This window comes from Collinsella sp. AF08-23 (assembly GCF_003479805.1).
GTDB lineage: Bacteria > Actinomycetota > Coriobacteriia > Coriobacteriales > Coriobacteriaceae > Collinsella.
Map to the genome: position 1 here is coordinate 13,345 of NZ_QUHV01000007.1, position 17,018 is coordinate 30,362.

Annotated in this window: 10 protein-coding genes and 1 tRNA gene; 9 read left to right on the plus strand and 2 right to left on the minus strand. The window is 58.1% G+C overall.

Going from position 1 to position 17,018, the window contains the following annotated elements; all coding sequences use genetic code 11:
* Nucleotides 1-420: 420 nt before the first annotated feature.
* The 3 genes from DWV48_RS05125 to DWV48_RS05135 all read left to right on the plus strand — a co-directional run bounded on the left by DWV48_RS05125 (nucleotide 421) and on the right by DWV48_RS05135 (nucleotide 6,195).
* Nucleotides 421-1,686, plus strand: coding sequence for a glycosyltransferase family A protein (locus tag DWV48_RS05125; protein WP_118653764.1), 1,266 nt, complete (start codon nucleotides 421-423; stop codon nucleotides 1,684-1,686).
* 55 nt (nucleotides 1,687-1,741) lie between these two features.
* A complete protein-coding gene (locus tag DWV48_RS05130) occupies nucleotides 1,742-4,762 on the plus strand; it encodes a DUF4422 domain-containing protein (protein ID WP_118653765.1) in 3,021 nt (1,006 codons plus the stop codon).
* A gap of 299 nt (nucleotides 4,763-5,061) precedes the next feature.
* Nucleotides 5,062-6,195, plus strand: coding sequence for a glycosyltransferase (locus DWV48_RS05135; protein ID WP_118653832.1), 1,134 nt, complete (start codon nucleotides 5,062-5,064; stop codon nucleotides 6,193-6,195).
* On the opposite strand, the gene DWV48_RS05140 is transcribed toward DWV48_RS05135, so the two are convergent.
* A complete protein-coding gene (locus DWV48_RS05140) occupies nucleotides 6,192-8,591 on the minus strand; it encodes a YfhO family protein (RefSeq protein ID WP_118653766.1) in 2,400 nt (799 codons plus the stop codon). The two genes, DWV48_RS05135 and DWV48_RS05140, sit on opposite strands and share 4 nt — an antisense overlap.
* 76 nt (nucleotides 8,592-8,667) lie before the next feature.
* Nucleotides 8,668-9,633, minus strand: a complete 966-nt coding sequence (locus DWV48_RS05145; RefSeq protein ID WP_118653767.1) for a glycosyltransferase family 2 protein — start codon at nucleotides 9,631-9,633, stop codon at nucleotides 8,668-8,670.
* 443 nt (nucleotides 9,634-10,076) lie between these two features.
* Here DWV48_RS05145 and DWV48_RS05150 point away from each other — a divergent pair, with 443 nt between their 5' ends.
* The 6 genes from DWV48_RS05150 to DWV48_RS05175 all read left to right on the plus strand — a co-directional run bounded on the left by DWV48_RS05150 (nucleotide 10,077) and on the right by DWV48_RS05175 (nucleotide 17,014).
* Nucleotides 10,077-11,711, plus strand: a complete 1,635-nt coding sequence (locus DWV48_RS05150) for a DUF4012 domain-containing protein (RefSeq protein WP_233546168.1) — start codon at nucleotides 10,077-10,079, stop codon at nucleotides 11,709-11,711.
* Between the two features lie 47 nt (nucleotides 11,712-11,758).
* Nucleotides 11,759-11,832 (plus strand) — tRNA-Arg (locus DWV48_RS05155).
* A 390-nt stretch (nucleotides 11,833-12,222) separates the two neighbouring features.
* Complete coding sequence (locus DWV48_RS05160; protein ID WP_118653769.1) at nucleotides 12,223-12,486, plus strand: HPr family phosphocarrier protein; 264 nt, start codon at nucleotides 12,223-12,225, stop codon at nucleotides 12,484-12,486.
* 134 nt (nucleotides 12,487-12,620) lie between these two features.
* The gene (gene ptsP, locus DWV48_RS05165) at nucleotides 12,621-14,324 is read left to right on the plus strand and encodes a phosphoenolpyruvate--protein phosphotransferase (protein WP_118653770.1); all 1,704 of its coding nucleotides are present in this window, start codon (nucleotides 12,621-12,623) and stop codon (nucleotides 14,322-14,324) included.
* A gap of 160 nt (nucleotides 14,325-14,484) precedes the next feature.
* Complete coding sequence (locus DWV48_RS05170) at nucleotides 14,485-15,417, plus strand: 1-phosphofructokinase family hexose kinase (protein ID WP_118653771.1); 933 nt, start codon at nucleotides 14,485-14,487, stop codon at nucleotides 15,415-15,417.
* Nucleotides 15,418-15,580: 163 nt separating this feature from the next.
* The gene (locus tag DWV48_RS05175; RefSeq protein WP_118653772.1) at nucleotides 15,581-17,014 is read left to right on the plus strand and encodes a CCA tRNA nucleotidyltransferase; all 1,434 of its coding nucleotides are present in this window, start codon (nucleotides 15,581-15,583) and stop codon (nucleotides 17,012-17,014) included.
* Nucleotides 17,015-17,018: the final 4 nt, after the last annotated feature.

The following is a 17,018-nucleotide window of genomic DNA, read 5'->3' on the forward strand; positions in this document are numbered from 1 at the left end:
CGTGCTCATTTACAAGGATCTCTCCCGAGCTCGAGGAACGCCTGCAACGTCGCAATTTCGAGGTTCACGTATTGGGCGTCGTGTTTTTCAAATTCAAACCGCGCTTTGGTTTCGTTGGCCGCTCAATGCGTGCCGGCAATCGCCGCACGCTTTTTCGATGCGAGATCCATGTTCATCCGGGTATCTTGTTTGAGTCGATGAATGTGCGCTTGAAATGATCAGCTGGTAGGGGTGGCTGCATGAGTCGGTTGATGAATTCCATGGCTCCTCTGAGTCGACGCTCGATTACTTTATTCGGTTCATGTGCGGAGAGGCGCAGTGGTTCACCGCGCATCTGTCAATTGTCAGCGGTCTAGTACAATGGCGATGTCATCATCTCGTTCTTCATCTTTATGAAGTCGTTCAGCCTGGAGGGTTTTCGTGCCCCGATTCTCTATCTGCATAGCTTCATACAACGACGGGGACTATCTCTCCGACTGCCTTTCAAGCTTGTTTTCTCAGGATTTCGAGGATTTCGAAGTCGTGATCGCCAACGACGGCAGCATCGATGCGACTGAGTCCATCTTGATGGACGCTTCTGTCCATGACCGGCGCGTGGTGCCTGTCATGTTGTCAGAAAACCAAGGGACTCATTGCGCCCGAGCTGCAGCCGTCGAGCGCGCTCGCGGTGACTACATCTTGTTTCTCGACTCTGATGACAAGTTGCTGCCGGGGACGTTGACGGCGCTGGACGAGCGCCTGGCTCGGACGAATTCTGATTACCTTCATTTCGGTATGGAAATCGTTGCGTCTTTTGCGATCGATGCCGCTGAGGTCACTGACATGGAATCGCAGGCGAACGCCCGGCTGCACGTCGCAGACCGTACCGATATCCTTTCGCTCGCGTATACGCTCGAGGGTGGGTATCAGCTTGATTGGCGTGTCACGCAGCGCGTTTTTGCCGCGTCCACCGTGAAACGGGCTTTTGAATCTCTTCCCCATGAGCGCATTGGTTTCGCAGAGGACGGCCTCGAGCACTTCGCAATAGCTTTGCACACCAGCCGCCCAGTGATCGCGAACGACATCAAGGGCTACCGTTATAACTATTGCACCGGGGCGACCGGGTGCAAATCGTTCTCGTTGCCATTGTGGTCGCGGGTCGCCGCCTCCTTTGGCCTGGTGTCCCGGGTCTCCCGCCAACTCGCCGAGCAGCTTGAAGGGCAGTGCGATTCGCTTCTCGCTCGTGTGGCGCTCGATGCGGCGGACGGGTTCTCTAGCCGTCTAGGAGAGCTCCTTTTTGCCCAGTGGGACGTTCGTGACGACCCTGTCCTTTCTCAGGAGGTCTTCGAGCGGGCGTCCAGCGCTTTCGGGGTCGTTCCCACAGCGGCGCAAGTTATGAGACTCGTTCGCGATGAGGCGTACGCCGTCTGGGATGCTGGGGGTGTTCCAGGTGACAACAGACGGTTTCTCGCGTGGTACGCATGGGCAGAGCATGCGGTTGAGGTAGCTGGTGTCACTGCGACATCGGACGCGGCGTATCGGCTGTATCAAGAGTATCGCGATGTTGCGGCGGGCCATATTCGCGATCTTGGGCTTCGTGAGCAAGAGCTTAAGGCAGAGTTTTTTCCTCAATCAAAGGCTGAGGGCGATGAATCGGAGACATTGCTGCATCACGTGCTCTGCCGTCTAGTCAAGAAGATTCGTTGAGCTCGCCTTCTGAAAGGTATTATTTAAGTAACAATGTCAGTAATGGGAGGCTTTTGTGCCACGTTTTTCTGTTTGCATCCCCTCGTATAACAACGCTTGCTATTTGGATGCCTGCGTTAAGAGTGTTTTGTCTCAGGATTTCCGCGATATCGAGCTCATCGTTATCAACGACGGTAGCACCGATGATACCTGCATGCTTCTGAATCGGATTGCTTCTAGTGATGCCCGTGTGATCGCTGTCAATCGCGCCGACAACCGCGGGCTGCACCGCACGCGCGCTGAGGGTGTTGAGCTTGCTACTGGCGACTACACCGTGTTTCTTGATTCAGATGATGAATTCCTTCCTGGCTTTCTTACGAAGCTGGATTCCGCCCTTCGGGCGAATCCTGTTGATTTGCTGCATTTTGGTATCAAGGTGGAGGACTGCGGCGTAGGGACTTCCGAGGCCAGTCAGTTCGAGAGCTACATTAACGCGCCTCTCGAGGAGTTGACTGGTGAGGGCATCATGCGCGCCGTCTTCTCTCCGGGCGCGGGAGGTTATCGACAGGATTGGCGTTTCACGCAACGTGCATTTGCGACGCCGCTGTTGAAGCGCGCGTTCGATTCCATGACCGGGGCTGATTTGGGCCGTGCCGAGGATGCGTATGAGAGCTTCGTAACGCTTGCCATGGCGACCCGTTCGGTCACGCGGAACGATATCGTTGGACTGCTCTACAACTATGGCCGCGGGGTCAATTCGGGCTCCTCGCTTTCTATCGAGGACTTTGCCGAGGATGCTCATGAGTTCTGGTCCTCCGTCTGCGCAATCAAAAATCATGCGGAGCGTATGGGCACGACCGTTGCCAAGGAATGCTCCGATGGTGCTCGTTGGAAGCTTTTCGACTTGCTGTTCAATGACTGGTCGAATCGTGTCGCGGACTGCGATAAGGTCGAAGCGGCGCGTGTGGCTGGCGTCCGCTCCTCGTATATCGCTTGCGCTGTCCAGTTGATGCGTCTCGCCCGCGATGCTGCGTACTCCGCATGGGAGGCGGATGAGTCCCTGGACGAGGGCGCGTCGTTCCTCGAGTGGTACGAGGCCGCTCGGGAGCTTGCGGGCAACGAGGCGGCGCATTCACGCCGGTATCAGGCGTTTTACAACGCCGCCCATGGGCATATCGACGATTTGCGCCGTCGCACCAGGCTACGCACTTTCGATGAACAAGACGTTCGCATCTTTGTTTCCACCCATAAGCGCGTCGACCTTTTCGATAGTAAAGTCCTGCAGCCGGTACAGGTCGGTTGCTCCATGCGCGACATGCGCTACGATTGGGCTCTGCATGATGACGAGGGTGAGAACATCTCCACGCTCAATTCCATGTATTGCGAGCTCACGACTCAGTATTGGGCGTGGAAGAACATCGATGCACCCTATATCGGTTTCTGCCATTACCGTCGCTACTTCGATTTCTCCCCCGAGCTCCATGAGCAGAATTCGTATGGCGAGATCATGGATGGCCGCATCGACCAGGTTTCCCAGGCAAAGTACCATTTGGATGACGCGTCGATCTACAAGGCGCTCGAGGGTGTCGACATCGCGACCACGGTGGTCCAAGATATTCGTTCCTACATGGGTCCCGAAGCGACGCTGCGTTCCCAGTATGATGCCGCCGACCATCTCTACGTCGAAGATCTCGACCGTGTCGTCGACATACTGGTAAGGCGTCACCCCGAGTACTCCCAGGACGCCCGCGCGTTCCTCTCCGGTCATACGGGCTGTTTCTGCAACATGTTTATCATGAGGCGCGATATCTTCCGCGCTTATTGCGAGTGGCTCTTCCCGCTTCTCGAAGAATTCGTGAACACCACCGATATGAGCAAGTACAGCCGTGAGGGCGTCCGCACCCCTGGCCATCTGTCTGAGCGGCTTCTCAACATCTACCTGCTCCATCAACAGCGCATGCATCCGGAATTGTCGATTAAACGCCTGCAGTGTGTCCATTTCCAGGAGCCTGATTATAAACCGGGACTCAAGATGCCCGTGCGCCTCGACGACCTTCGCCAGATCGTTCCCGTGGTCTTCGCATCGGATAACAACTACGTGCCGATGCTCACTACGACAATTTACTCGATGCTGTCGAACGCCTCGAACAACTATCGCTACGATATCACCGTCTTGCATCGTGACATCTCCGGTGCGAACCAGGCGATCATGCGCGAATTCTTCTCAAGTTACGACAACGTCAACCTTGGCTTCTGTGATGTCTCGCAGGTTATCGAGAAATATAACCTCACGACGAATAACCCGCACATCAGCGTCGAGACGTATTATCGCTTCTTGATTCAAGATCTGCTGCCGTATTACGACAAGGTTCTGTATCTCGATTCCGACTTGATCATCAGGGGGGATGTCTCCGAGCTCTTCGCTACCGATCTGGGCGATTCGCTGCTGGCCGCCGCGCACGATATCGATTTTGTCGCCAACGTTAATATGAAGCGTGGCGATCGCCTCGCCTATGCCAAGGAGATCCTTGGCATGAAAGACCCCTATAGCTATTTCCAGGCCGGAGTCCTCGTCTTGAACACGAGGGCCATGCGCTCGCGTCACACGATGGAGGAATGGCTTGAGTTCGCCTCCGACGACCGATTCATCTACAACGATCAGGACGTCTTGAACGCGCATTGTGAGGGAGAGGTCGTATATCTCGATTACAGCTGGAACGTCATGATCGACTGCTTTGGCCGTATCAATAAGGTTTTTACCTTTGCTCCAGCCTACATGTTTGATGCGTTCATTGAGTCCCGTTCCAACGAAAAGATCGTTCACTACGCTGGTTTCGAGAAACCTTGGAAGCTGGCGGGATGTGATCGTGGTGAGCTCTATTGGCGCTACGCACGCGAGACGCCATTTTATGAGTCCCTTCTCCAGCATTCGATTGCGGGTAATCGTTCTGGCCGCCTACCTGATTACCTCATACATGAGCCTGCCCTATCCCCCAGAAGTCCTCTTCGTAAGATTGTTGACCCTATCGCGCCGTTGGGATCAGCTCGTCGAGAGCTTGGTAAAAGTATTATTCGCGCGATTCGGGGTATCCGTTAAATTGCTTGAGGCGACCCAGTTCCCTTTGAGAGGCGTGGGTCGCCTTTTATGGATATATGGTTGAACATCGGGCTTCTCGATGTGATGCAAACTGCGTTGGTAATCGCTCTTTATCGATGCTGGTCCATGGACATCAAGAACGAATTGAGTCGACTGGAGCTCGCTAATCAGTCTTCGCCAAAAGCGCCAGCGAAGTAAAGAATATGTGGAGATCCCTGATTCAGTTGGGTGCGAGACTCTCAAATAGTTCGAGTATTTGGGTGGTGCTCGTTTTATCATAATGAGACCAATTGGACAGTATGTTCGCTCGATGCGAAGGCGGAAAGATGCAAGCGACTCAAGCCAATCAACTCGTCTCGGTCATTGTGCCGATTTACAACGCGGAGAAGTATCTCGATCAGTGCTTAAGCAGCATTAGGGAACAGGCATATAGCAATCTTGAGATTATCTGCATCAATGACGGAAGCGCCGACGACTCGCTTGCAATTGTTGCAAAGCACGCCGCCCTGGATGATCGTATTCGTATCATCGACAAGGAAAACGCTGGATACGGTGCCGGGTGCAACCGTGGCATGGACGAGGCTCACGGGGAGTGGCTCGCAATCGTGGAGCCTGACGACTGGATTGAACCGGGCATGTATGCCGACATGCTTTCTTTTGCCAGCACATATGACGAGGCGATCGATGTCATTAAGACCCCCTGGTGGAACATCAATGATTGGGATCGATCGGACTCTGAGCAAACGCGCACAAGGTGTCCGTTGACGGTGCGCATGGGGGCGTCTTTTGGTCCCTTCACCTTGTCGGAGCATACAGTGCTTATAGAACATCATCCTGCGATATGGTCAGCCATATATAGGATTGATTTCCTCCGCGAGCATCATATTCGCTTTCCTGAATACCCCGGGGCTGGCTGGGCGGACAACCCGTTTCTCATCGACACGTTATGTCAGGCCCAGTCGATCGTCTATTTAAATAAGGCCTACTACTGCTATCGAGCCGACCTGCCCGGCTCAACCCGCAACCATGCAACCAATGCGGCGATTCGCCTCCCGTTTGATCGTTGGCTCGACATGCTCGGCTGCATGCAGCGAATCGGCGTGCGCGACAGTGCGATTATCGAGTCCCACTATATCCGGGGATTCAGATATCTAGACGGCGCTATGTACGACGACGGCGCTGACAACCCGGTCGTGCTGGAAGGCATGCGATCCATGTTCTCCGCCATGGATAAAGACATAGTGCTATCGAGCGTTAAGATCTCTCCAAAGCACAAGTGCTTGTTCTGCGAGACGCTTGGGCTTGACGCTCGCGTCACGTCGTCATTGGCGCACACCGCATACGCCGCCCGTGAATTCTGGCTGTCGCTGCGCACGCTTGGCGCATGTGGCGTCGCCAAGCGCGCGCGGTTTAAGCTGACGGGCAGGCGTTAACGGGTCTGCCCGCCTCGCTTCTGCACCCTTGCCACGACAAGACATGCCGCCAGTGCGGCGATGCTCGCCGCGCACCCGACCGTAAAGCCGGGCGACTGAAAGCGCATCTCAATACGGTGAGAGCCCTCGGGAACCTGGATTTGCGACATTCCGCCGCCGAAGGCAGGGGAGAGCGCGACCTCCTTGCCGTCGATTATTGCGCTCCAGCCTTTGTCATACGGGATGGACAGCACAAGATCGGTCTGCTTTTCCGCGTTGTATACGCCCTCGACATGCCCGTCTTCAAACACGTCAGGGGTAAACTGTCGCGATTGCAGCCGCTCGATGCCCTCCTCAAACACGTCGATGTTCAGCGCATAGAGCAGGCATTGGCTCTTGGGGGGAAGCTGGGTCTCAGGAGAGCCCTGCACCATGCTGATTTCATGCTGGGTGCTCTCGTCGCCGGACTCCCCAAAGGCGCGAACGTTGTGCGAGAAGCGCGTCGCCTCGCTGCTGATCATCTCGCCGCCAACGATCAGGCCGACGCTTTGGGACCAGTCGGACTCAACGCCGGTTTGCGCGTAGGTGTAACCGATGGTGTGCGCGGGCAGCTTGACGGCCCAGGTGATGCTCGCATCCGATCTTGCCTGCTCGACACCCTGGAGCTGCGTGTACAGCGGCCTGTCGATTCCCGTCAGTTCCGCGAACAGGGCGTTTTGGCGCTCAAAGGGGTCGTCGCCCTGGAGCGTCGACTCGCTGTTTGTACCATTCGCGCACGGATAGCCCAGCGAGAGCGCGTGGGGATTGTAATACACGGGCGAGGTGACATTCGAATGGGGCAGCGTCGTCTCAGTCGATGCGACCGGTTTGCTCCACGTTCCTATATACCGCACGCCCAGCAGGCTGTCCATGACGAGGTTGGGGGCGGCGTAGACGCTCGAGAACTCCCCTTCGGAGCTGTAGCCCAGCGAGTTGAGAAACGCGACGGCCTGGGGGTTGTTTGCCGAGGAGTACGTCGACAGCTGGTTGAATCCGTGCGATATGCCCTCGTTGAACGCGGCGCCGGCACGGTTGTATGTCTTATCGACCCGGTAGAAGGCGTCCGCGTCGAGTTGCTTGAGCTCGCGTACCTGCGTGTCGGCATCGTTGACATACGTGTCATGCGTGTCTTGCGGGTAGTTGATGTAGAGCTGGTTCCAGCACACGTGGGCGTTGAAGCCGAGGTCCGCGAGGACGAGCACGAGCGTACCAAACGGTGCGAGCTTGCGCGCGATGGGGGCGGCGCATGCTGACCGCCCGCCCGCCTCGGTCCACGAGACGGTGCGGGTGTTCGAACCTTCGGCGCGGCAAGCGGCCCGTCTCATGAGAAGGAACGCCGCTGCCCAAATCTCCAAAAAGCTCAACAGGAAAGCGATGCGGCAGTAGAACCCGTTGGGCTGGCGGAAGCCGCACCAGACGTACATGAGCGGCCCTAGCACCGAGCTCACGACGAGGAACCCGGCGAACACGAGCGTCAGCGCGCGAAGCCTCTTGTCGATGCGCTTCTCAAACAGCATGGAGATCGCCAACACAAGGGGGATCAGGCCCGTGTAAAACTGGGGGACGTGGTCGAGGTTCCAAGCTCCTGGAAGGAAGCCTCGAAACAGGGCCGTGGGGTAGGTGTGGAAATGGCTGAAGGCCTTCGTCGCCTCGCCGCCCATCATGGCGAGGATCGTCGGGACGAACGTCCAGGCGGAAAGCCCGATTCCGAGCAAGATCGCGGCGGTGAATCTTGCCGCCCTACCCGCGATCCATTTCCCGCCGGGGCGCTCGCCCTCGTCAAATACCATCACCGCGAGCTCGAAGAGGACGAACAGGCAGCAGAAGAGCAGCGTGATGTAGGCCATGTACCAGCAGGTGATGACGTCGGCGGCAACAAGGAGCGCTAGGGGGACGATCGCCCCTTTGCGAAGCAGCTGACGGCATCCCCAGGCCATGAGCGGCAGCAGGATGAGGGCGTCGAGCCACAGGGGATTGCGCAGGTTGGTCGCGGTCCAGGTGGACCAGGTGTAGCACAGGGCGAGCGCGAGCGCCCAGGTGCGCTGCAGGGTGAAGCGGCGACGGAGATACCAGGCCATCGCGGTGTTCATGCACGCGAGCTTGAGGGCGACGATGACGTAAATCGCCAAGGTGAGGTGGGCTTCGTCGAACAGCAGGATGATCAGGTTGAACGGGCTCGCAAGGTAGTAGCTGTACAGTCCCCAGGTGTTGGATCCCATGCCCTGCGCGAAGGAGTAGAACACATTCGCCTCGCCGGTGAGCACATGGCGAAACCAGGTGAAGAAGTCGATGTACTGGTATTTGAGGTCCTCGGTGAGGAACGATTCCGGCCCAAAGGGATATACTCCGCCCCATATGGAGAGGACAACCAGGATCATAACGGGTAAAGCAAGGCAGGCTGCCCAAAAGAGAGCCGTTTTCAGCCGATTGCTGGAGGCTGGGCGATGTAAACCATTATTCATCGAGGTTGGACTCCCTCACGATGTAGAGCGGGCGGTTCTTAGTCTCAAGGTACGTCTTAGCAAGGTACTGACCCATAATTCCCAAGCACAGCAGCTGCACCCCTCCAATAAAGATGATGATTGAGGCAAGCGACGGCCATCCATCGACGGGGTCACCAAAGAGCAGGGCCCGAACGACAATGAAAATCAAGGCGAAGAACGCCACGATGCAAAAAAGCGTGCCCATGACCGAGGCGATGGATAGCGGCACGGTGGAGAATGCAACGATCCCATCGATTGAGTACAGCAAAAGTGAGAAGAAGCTCCACTTGGTCTCGCCGGCGACGCGGTTGACGTTGACGTACGGCAGCCATCGGGTCTTGAAGCCGACCCATCCGTAGATGCCCTTGGAAAAGCGGTTGTATTCGCGCATAGATAGGATGGCGTCGACCATCGGACGCTTCATGAGGCGAAAATCACGGGCTCCGTCCACGATGTCGGCTTTGGAGATCTTGTTGATGATGCGGTAGAACATACGCGCGAACCAGGAGCGAATCGGCGGTTCGCCCTCGCGCGTTGTGCGGCGCGTGGCGACGTTGTCGCAATTCTCATCCTGCAAGATTCGATACATTTCCGGTAACAGCGATGGGGGGTCTTGCATGTCGGCGTCCATCGTCGCTACTAGATTTCCTGTCGCGTGTTCCAGTCCTGCGTAGAGTGCAGCCTCTTTACCGAAGTTACGCGAAAATGACACCCATTTAATACAATAATCATTGCAGCAGACGTTTGTCTGCTCCTTCATGATGGCAAGAGTACTGTCGCTCGAGCCATCGTCCACGAGCACTACTTCAAATTCCAGTGGCTTGGCGGCTCTCATGCTACGGACAACTTGGGCCAGTTCGTTTAAAAACAAGGGGAGGCTGGCTTCTTCGTTGTAGCAAGGGACCACGATGGAAATGTCGGGCGTTTGATTTGGCATGTGTCACTCCGGTGCTTGGCAGTGCGATGGTTCACTGTGGTTAGTTTAGTAGAGTTTTGCGGGGTCAGGATGGCAGCTTAAGGCTTCGGCTAAAATACAGGGTCGAATGCGACTGACATTGAGGAGGATAATCCAGCATGTCTGATATGGATAACCAATCACGAGGCCGTCATTTTAAGACGGAAGAAGAGCGGCATCCGGAGCCACTTCAGCCTCGGAATCCTTATGTTCCCAGCAGCGTCCACGATGCTTATGATTCTTCTTATAAGCCGGTCTATGGTCTGTCCTCTTCCTCTCATGCTCAGAGCCCTCGGCGCAAGGATCGCAAGAAGGCTCCTTTTGTTCTGTTGGGTGCAATCCTTGTTCTGATCGTCGCAATATCCGGTGTGGGCGTGTCCGCGTTTTTCTCTGCCAAGAATCTCAAAGCAAAGGCCTCGGGCGCGATGTCCGCAATTTCTACCATTACCGATTCGGTTAAGGCGCAAGATTTTTCTTCCGCCTCCCAAGCGGCTCAAAGCCTCGCCGACCTTACAAGAGAAATGACTGACGGCCTTGATTCTCCGCTTTGGACGGTGGTCTCTCTCATGCCGGTCTATGGCCAAGATATTACATCTGCCCGCACGCTCGTCGGCTCCTTGGACAAGGTCGCCACCGATGCTCTTGTGCCCGTGCTCGATGCTCTCGAGGCGAATCCTCCTGCGGAACTCATTTCATCTGATAAGACAATTAACGTGGCAGCAGCAACCCAGCTGTTCGAGGCGGTGGGGGACGCCGCTCCGTCACTCGCGGAATGCGCTGAGACCGTCGAGTCTCTTCCGCAGTTCGCGTTGCCGCAGCTGGAGGAGATTATGGGTCCGGCTCGCCAAAAGCTTTCTGAAGTTAACGCGCTTGTTCAGGGGGCTGCGGATTTCTCCCCGCTTGCTGCGCCCGTTCTGGGAGCCGAAGGTAATCGAACGTACTTAATTGTTGCTCAAAATTCCGCCGAGATGCGTGCTTCGGGCGGTTTTCCCGGATCAATGGGAACCCTGCGCATTCAGGACGGCAAGATCGAGCTCGACGAGTTTTCCAAGGTGTATGACGTTATGGAGGAGGCCACTCCCGCCTCCATGGGCATCACCGATGCCGAGCGTGCATTGTTCGGTGGTTTTATGGACGTTGCGCGCGATGCGGGTATGGATCCCGATTTTCCGCGCGTTGCGGCGATTTGGGCTGCTGCATATGAAGAGAAGACCGGCGTTCAGCTAGATGGTGTTATCTCCGTGACTCCTGCCGTAGTTCAAGATTTGCTTGCCATTGCGGGCTCCATCACCCTTGAAGACGGAACGGTTGTCGACGGTTCGAATGCCACAAAGGTTCTCCAGCACGACCTGTACTGGAATTATCTGTCTAAGGAGACCTCCGCATCTGGTAATGGCGACCTAACGGATGCGCTGTTTGCCCAGGCTGCCGACCTTGCATTCGAGAAGTTTTTCTCGGGCCTCAACTCCGGTACCCTCATGCAGTTTGCAGAGCTTATGGCCAAGGGCGTCGACAATCGCTCTGTCATGTTCTGGCTCTCCGATGAGACCGAGCAGGATGCACTGAGCGCTCTCGATTGCTCGGGCTCAGTGCTGACCGATGCTTCAGAGCCTGCAGTGGGCACGTATTTCTCGTTGTGGATTGGCTCGAAGATGGGCTGGTACATCGATATCGACAATCAGGTGCTCTCCTCGAGCGATAATGCCGATGGATCACGTACATATCACGTGCAAACGACCTTTGCGAATACCGCTACGTCCGATATTATCGAGACCGCAGGGGACTATATTTCGGGCTATTTAGACGGCTTCGATCGAGACAATCTTTACCCCGAACTGTACATCTATGCTCCTTCTGGGGGTTCCATCTCGACTCTTGAGGCGTCGAATGGAGCAGAGTTTGTAGAGGCTGAGCATGAGGGTCTGCAGGTTTTTCATGCCTCTCGACCCAACTTGCGCGCAGGCGAGTCAATCGTATGCACCTATGAGGTGACAACTGCGCCTGGAGCTGCTGAACTCACCTTCATGAGCACCCCAACACTCACGAAGTATCGCGAGTAGGCCTCATTCGTTTATAATCATCCCTGCCGCGATGCGGTTCATATGACGCGCCATTAGCTCAGCTGGATAGAGCACCGGACTTCTAATCCGATGGTCGAGGGTTCGAATCCCCCATGGCGCACCCTTACATCCAATGCCCGGATGCCATCACGGCATCCGGGCTTTTATCGGGTATGTGCGGGGGATTCGAACCCATTAGGGTCGCGAGACTGAGAAAACGCGTGAGCGTTTTCCAGCGAGCGTGCGAGGGCGCGTAGCGCCCGGAGCTGCGGACGCCGTAGGCGGACGCGAATCCCCCATGGCGCACCCTTACATCCAATGCCCGGATGCCGTCACGGCATCCGGGCATTTTGCGCTCTGAGGTCAAGCCCCGACCATTCCGCCTCACGATAAATCGTTTCATTCCAAACCTACTCCCCAAACTTCCGTAAAGGGTATACAATGAGCGAGTCGTGTTTTTGTGCCGCGTGGATAGTCATGCCGCGCGAGCATCACTCAAAGGAGTCAGGTTATGGTTTCTGAGAAGGCTACCCTCGTCAACCCCCAGGGTCTCCACATGCGTCCTGCCGGCCTCTTCGCCTCCACCATGGGCAAGTTCGCCTCCGATGTCACCGTTGTCGCCCCCGACAAGGAGGTCAACGGTAAGTCCCCGATGGCCCTCATGGCTGCCGGCATCCCTTGTGGCACCGAGGTCGAGGTCAAGTGCGACGGTGCTGACGAGAAGGAGGCCCTCGCTGCCGCCATCGAGCTCATCAAGAGCGGTCTCGGCGAGTAGTTCGCGCCCGCGAGCATTGTCTTTGATGACAGACATCTAATCATATAGGTGTAATTGCAGGTGTCCGCGAACTCGTGGGCGCCTGCTTTTTGTTTCCCTCGCGCACGGGAGGGAAACGGGAGAGAGGAAACGTAATGTATCAGGGAGTTAACGCTTCGGAGGGCATCGGTATCGGCAGCGTCATGGTTGCCGTCGATCCCGACCTCACGTTTGAGCCCCACGAGGTCTCCGACGTCGCCGCCGAGAAGGAGCGCTACCAGGCCGCGCTGGCCGTCTTCTGCGAGAAGACCCAGGCCCAGGCGGACCACATGAAGGTCGCCGTGGGCGAGAACGAGGCCGAGATCATGGCCGGCCACATCATCCTGGCCCAGGATCCGGGCATGACGGATGCCATCAACGGCGCCATCGACGGCGGCGCTTGCGCCGAGCAGGCCCTCGTCGACGCCAGCACCATGTTCGAGAACATGTTCCTGTCCATGGACGACGAGATGTTCCGCCTGCGCGCCGCCGACATCGCCGACATTCGCACCGGCATCCTCGCCGAGCTTCTGGGCGTCGAGGTCGTCGACCTCTCCGTCCTCCCCGAGAACACCGTCGTGGTCGTGCACGACCTGACTCCGTCCATGACGGCCACCATCGACAAGGACCACGTCGCCGGCATCGTCACCGAGACCGGCGGCCGCACCTCCCACTCCGCGATTATCGCCCGCGCCCTCGAGATCCCCGCTGTTCTCTCCGTCGCCAACAGCTGCTCCGCCCTGCGCAACGGCATGACCGCCATCGTGGACGGCTCCAAGGGCGTCGTCATCGCTGAGCCCGAGGCCGAGGTCCTTTCCGACTACCAGGCCAAGGCCAAGGCCTTCGCCGAGGAGAAGGCCGCCCTCGAGGCGTTCCGCGGCCAGGAGACCGTCACCGCCGACGGCATCAAGAAGATCCTCGCCTGCAACATCGGCAGCCCCAACGACGTCGCCAACGCCCTTGAGCACGACGCCGAGGCCATCGGCCTGTTCCGTTCCGAGTTCCTGTTCATGGATGCCGCCGAGCTCCCGAGCGAGGAGGAGCAGTTCCAGGCTTACCGCAAGGTCGCCTCTGCCCTCAAGGGCGCGCCGGTCATCATCCGCACCCTCGATGTGGGCGGCGACAAGGAGATCCCCTACCTCCATATGGAGAAGGAGGAGAACCCCTTCATGGGCTTCCGCGCCGTGCGCTACTGCCTGGAGAACGCCGACCAGTACAAGGTGCAGCTCCGCGCCCTGCTGCGCGCCGGCGCCTTCGGCGACGTCAAGATCATGATCCCGCTCGTGACCTGCGTCGAGGAGGTCCGTGCCGTCAAGGCGCTCGTCGAGGAGTGCAAGGCCGAACTCGAGGCCGAGGGCCTGAAGTACGATGAGAACATCGAGGTCGGCGTCATGATGGAGACCCCCGCCGCCTCCCTCATCGCCGACAAGCTCGCCGAGGAGGCCGACTTCTTCTCCATTGGCACGAACGACCTCATCGGCTACACCATGTGCGCCGACCGCGGCAACGACCACATCTCCAACCTGTACCAGGTGTACTACCCGGCCGTCCTGCGCTCGATCAAGAACATCATCGAGAGCGGCGTCAAGGCCGGCATCATGGTCGGTATGTGCGGCGAGGCCGCTGCCGATCCGCTGCTGGAGCCGCTGCTGATCTCCTTCGGTCTGGAGGAGTTCTCCATGTCCGCGCCGTCCATCCTTCGCGCCCGCAAGACCATCTCCCAGTGGTCCAAGGCAGAGTGCGATGAGCTTGCCGAGAAGGCGCTTGCCTGCTCAACTGCTGAGGAAGTCAAGGCGCTGCTCGAGGCCGCCGCTCGCTAAACGCGAGCAAATTTGCCGGCTGCACGCTCCACCACCGCGGTACGGGCTGCAGCCGGCCATCGTATATTTGCCGATAAATCGATTTATCACCTATGTGGCCGATGTTCTGCTTTCATTTGCGCTACGCTATGGAGGTCAGTGCGTCTGATTAGGAGGCTGTATGTTTTACACTCTGACTGCCAATCCCGCCGTTGACATGACGGTCGCCGGCCCCGCGCTCGTTCCCGATGAGAACGTTCGTGCGAACTCCGCCAGCTATACCGCCAACGGCAAGGGTCTCGACGTGTCGTTCGCCCTCAAGAAGTTCGGCGTCGACTCCGTCGCCCTCGGTTTCTTTGGCGGCTTCACCGGCAAGTTCATCGTCGAGGAGACCATGAACCTCGGCTGCCTGTGCCGTCCGGTCTGGATTGACGGCGTGACGCGCATCTGCGCCTATATCAACGACGGCGAGCACGAGTACGGCGTCCTCAACCCCGGTGCCCCGCTTACCCCTCAGTACGAGCAGGAGCTCTACGACATCCTCGACACCAGTACCGGCATGGACTGCCTGATCGTCTCCGGTTCCGTTCCGCCCCGCGCCTCCAAGGACTTCCTCGATCAGGTCATGGAGCATGCCCAGGAGCGCGGCGCCGACGTGGTCCTCGACCTCTCCTCCGACAAGCTCAAGACGCTTGCCTCCAAGAAGCCGTTGCTCATCAAGCCGAACCATCACGAGATGCGTGAGATCTTCGGCGTTCCGGTGAACACCGACGACGAGGTCCGCGTCGCCATGAAGCTCGCCCATGAGGCCGGCGTCCAGAACGTGCTGCTCACCCGCGGTAGCCGCGGCGACGCCTACTTCTCCAACGGCGAGGACATCTGGTACGCCAAGCGCGAGTTCAACATCAAGCTCGTGTCCTCCGTCTGCGCCGGCGACTGCACCCTCGCCGCCTTCCTGCTCAAGTGGTACAAGGATCGCGACAATGTCGAGGAGGCCATGAAGCTCGCCATGGCCACCGGCGCCAACGTCGCCGAGAGCGTTGGTCTGGGTGACTTCGGCCGCGTTGACGAGTACTCCAAGCGCGTCACTGTTCGCAAGCTCGAGCGCAAGTAATTCTCGACCTTGATCTTGCCTCTTTTGGGCGCCGTCGGCCTCTCGCCGGTGGCGCCCTTTTGGTTCAACTGGTGCAATTGGGGTACGCCCCCAATTGCACCATTAGATTGAGGATAATGGGGTCTTATGCTTGGTATACTGGGGCGCAGGAGCAAGGAGGACCATGCAGCATTCCACGGACATGTCTTTTGCGGGGAGCGCCCTTAACAGCGCGGTGCCGAGCGATGCCGCGGTCATGGTCTTGCGCACGCTCGAGGCTTCCGGTCTCGAGGCGTGGATTGTTGGAGGTTGGGTTCGCGACGCGCTTATGGGCACGTCCGGTCACGATATCGACATCTGTTGCAGCGGTTCGTGGGGGGAGAGCGCGGCGGCTCTGCGAGGCGCGGGGATCTCAGTAATCGAGTCGGGCATCAAATTCGGGGGCATCACTGCCGTCGTCGGCGGAGAGCGCATTGAGGTCACGGCATACCGTTTGGACGGATTCTATACGGATGGCCGTCACCCCGAGGATGTGCAACGAGTCTCCTGCGTTGAAGACGACCTGGCGCGCAGGGACTTTACCGTCAATGCGATGGCATGGCATCCCGAGCGAGGGCTGCTCGACCGCTATGACGGTCGTGGTGATTTAGAGCGTAGGCAGATTCGCGCGGTGGGGGAGCCCCGTCGTCGTTTCGAGGAAGATGCGTTGCGTATGCTGCGTGCCGTGCGCTTTGCCTGCCGCCTTGACTTCTCCATGGATGCTGCCACGGCGATGGCACTGGCGTCTTGTGCTCCGTTGCTCGACCAGGTGGCACGTGAACGTGTGGGTATTGAGCTCGAGGGGATTCTCGTTACTCGCCGCGGGGGTGACGCCCTCGTGCGGTATCCCGAGGTCATGTGTGCGGCGATCCCTGAGCTCGCTGCCGCGCGCGGATTTGACCAGCACACCAAATATCATGCCTTCGACGTGTACGAGCACGTTGCGCGCGTTCTCACGGTTGCAGGGGAGTTGTCGAGTTTTCGCATTGACGGCGGGGACCCCAATACCCCCGTCTCAGCGTCGCTCATGTGGGCGGCTCTGCTGCACGACATCGCCAAACCCCAGACGTTTACCCTTGACGACCGGGGGCGTGGACATTTTTACGGCCACCCGGAGCGTGGCGAGGTCATGGCAAAGACGATTATGCGGCGCCTCTCATGCGGCAACGATTTGATTCGCGACGCGACCCTTCTCATCCGGTATCATGATCAGCCGCTCAGGCCGCAACGCGTTGACTTGTTGCGCATGATGCAACGCTTCTCGGCACCGGGGGTCGACACCGCTCGTCTTATGGGCGAGCTGTTCGACCTCAAGCGCGCCGACACCCTCGGCAAGGCCCCGAGTTGCTTTTACTACGTGGACGAGATTGAGCGCATGCGCGAGATGTGCCGCGAGCTCATGGCGAATCACGAGGCATTTAGCATCAAGACGCTCGCTTTGACGGGCGGGGACCTCATCGCGCGCGGCATGACGCCTGGGCCGCACGTCGGGGCGGCGCTCAAGCGCGCCTTGGAGGCAACGATCGTCGGGACCGTTGCCAACGACAAGGCCGCGCTCCTCGAATTTCTCGGTCTGTAGCGGG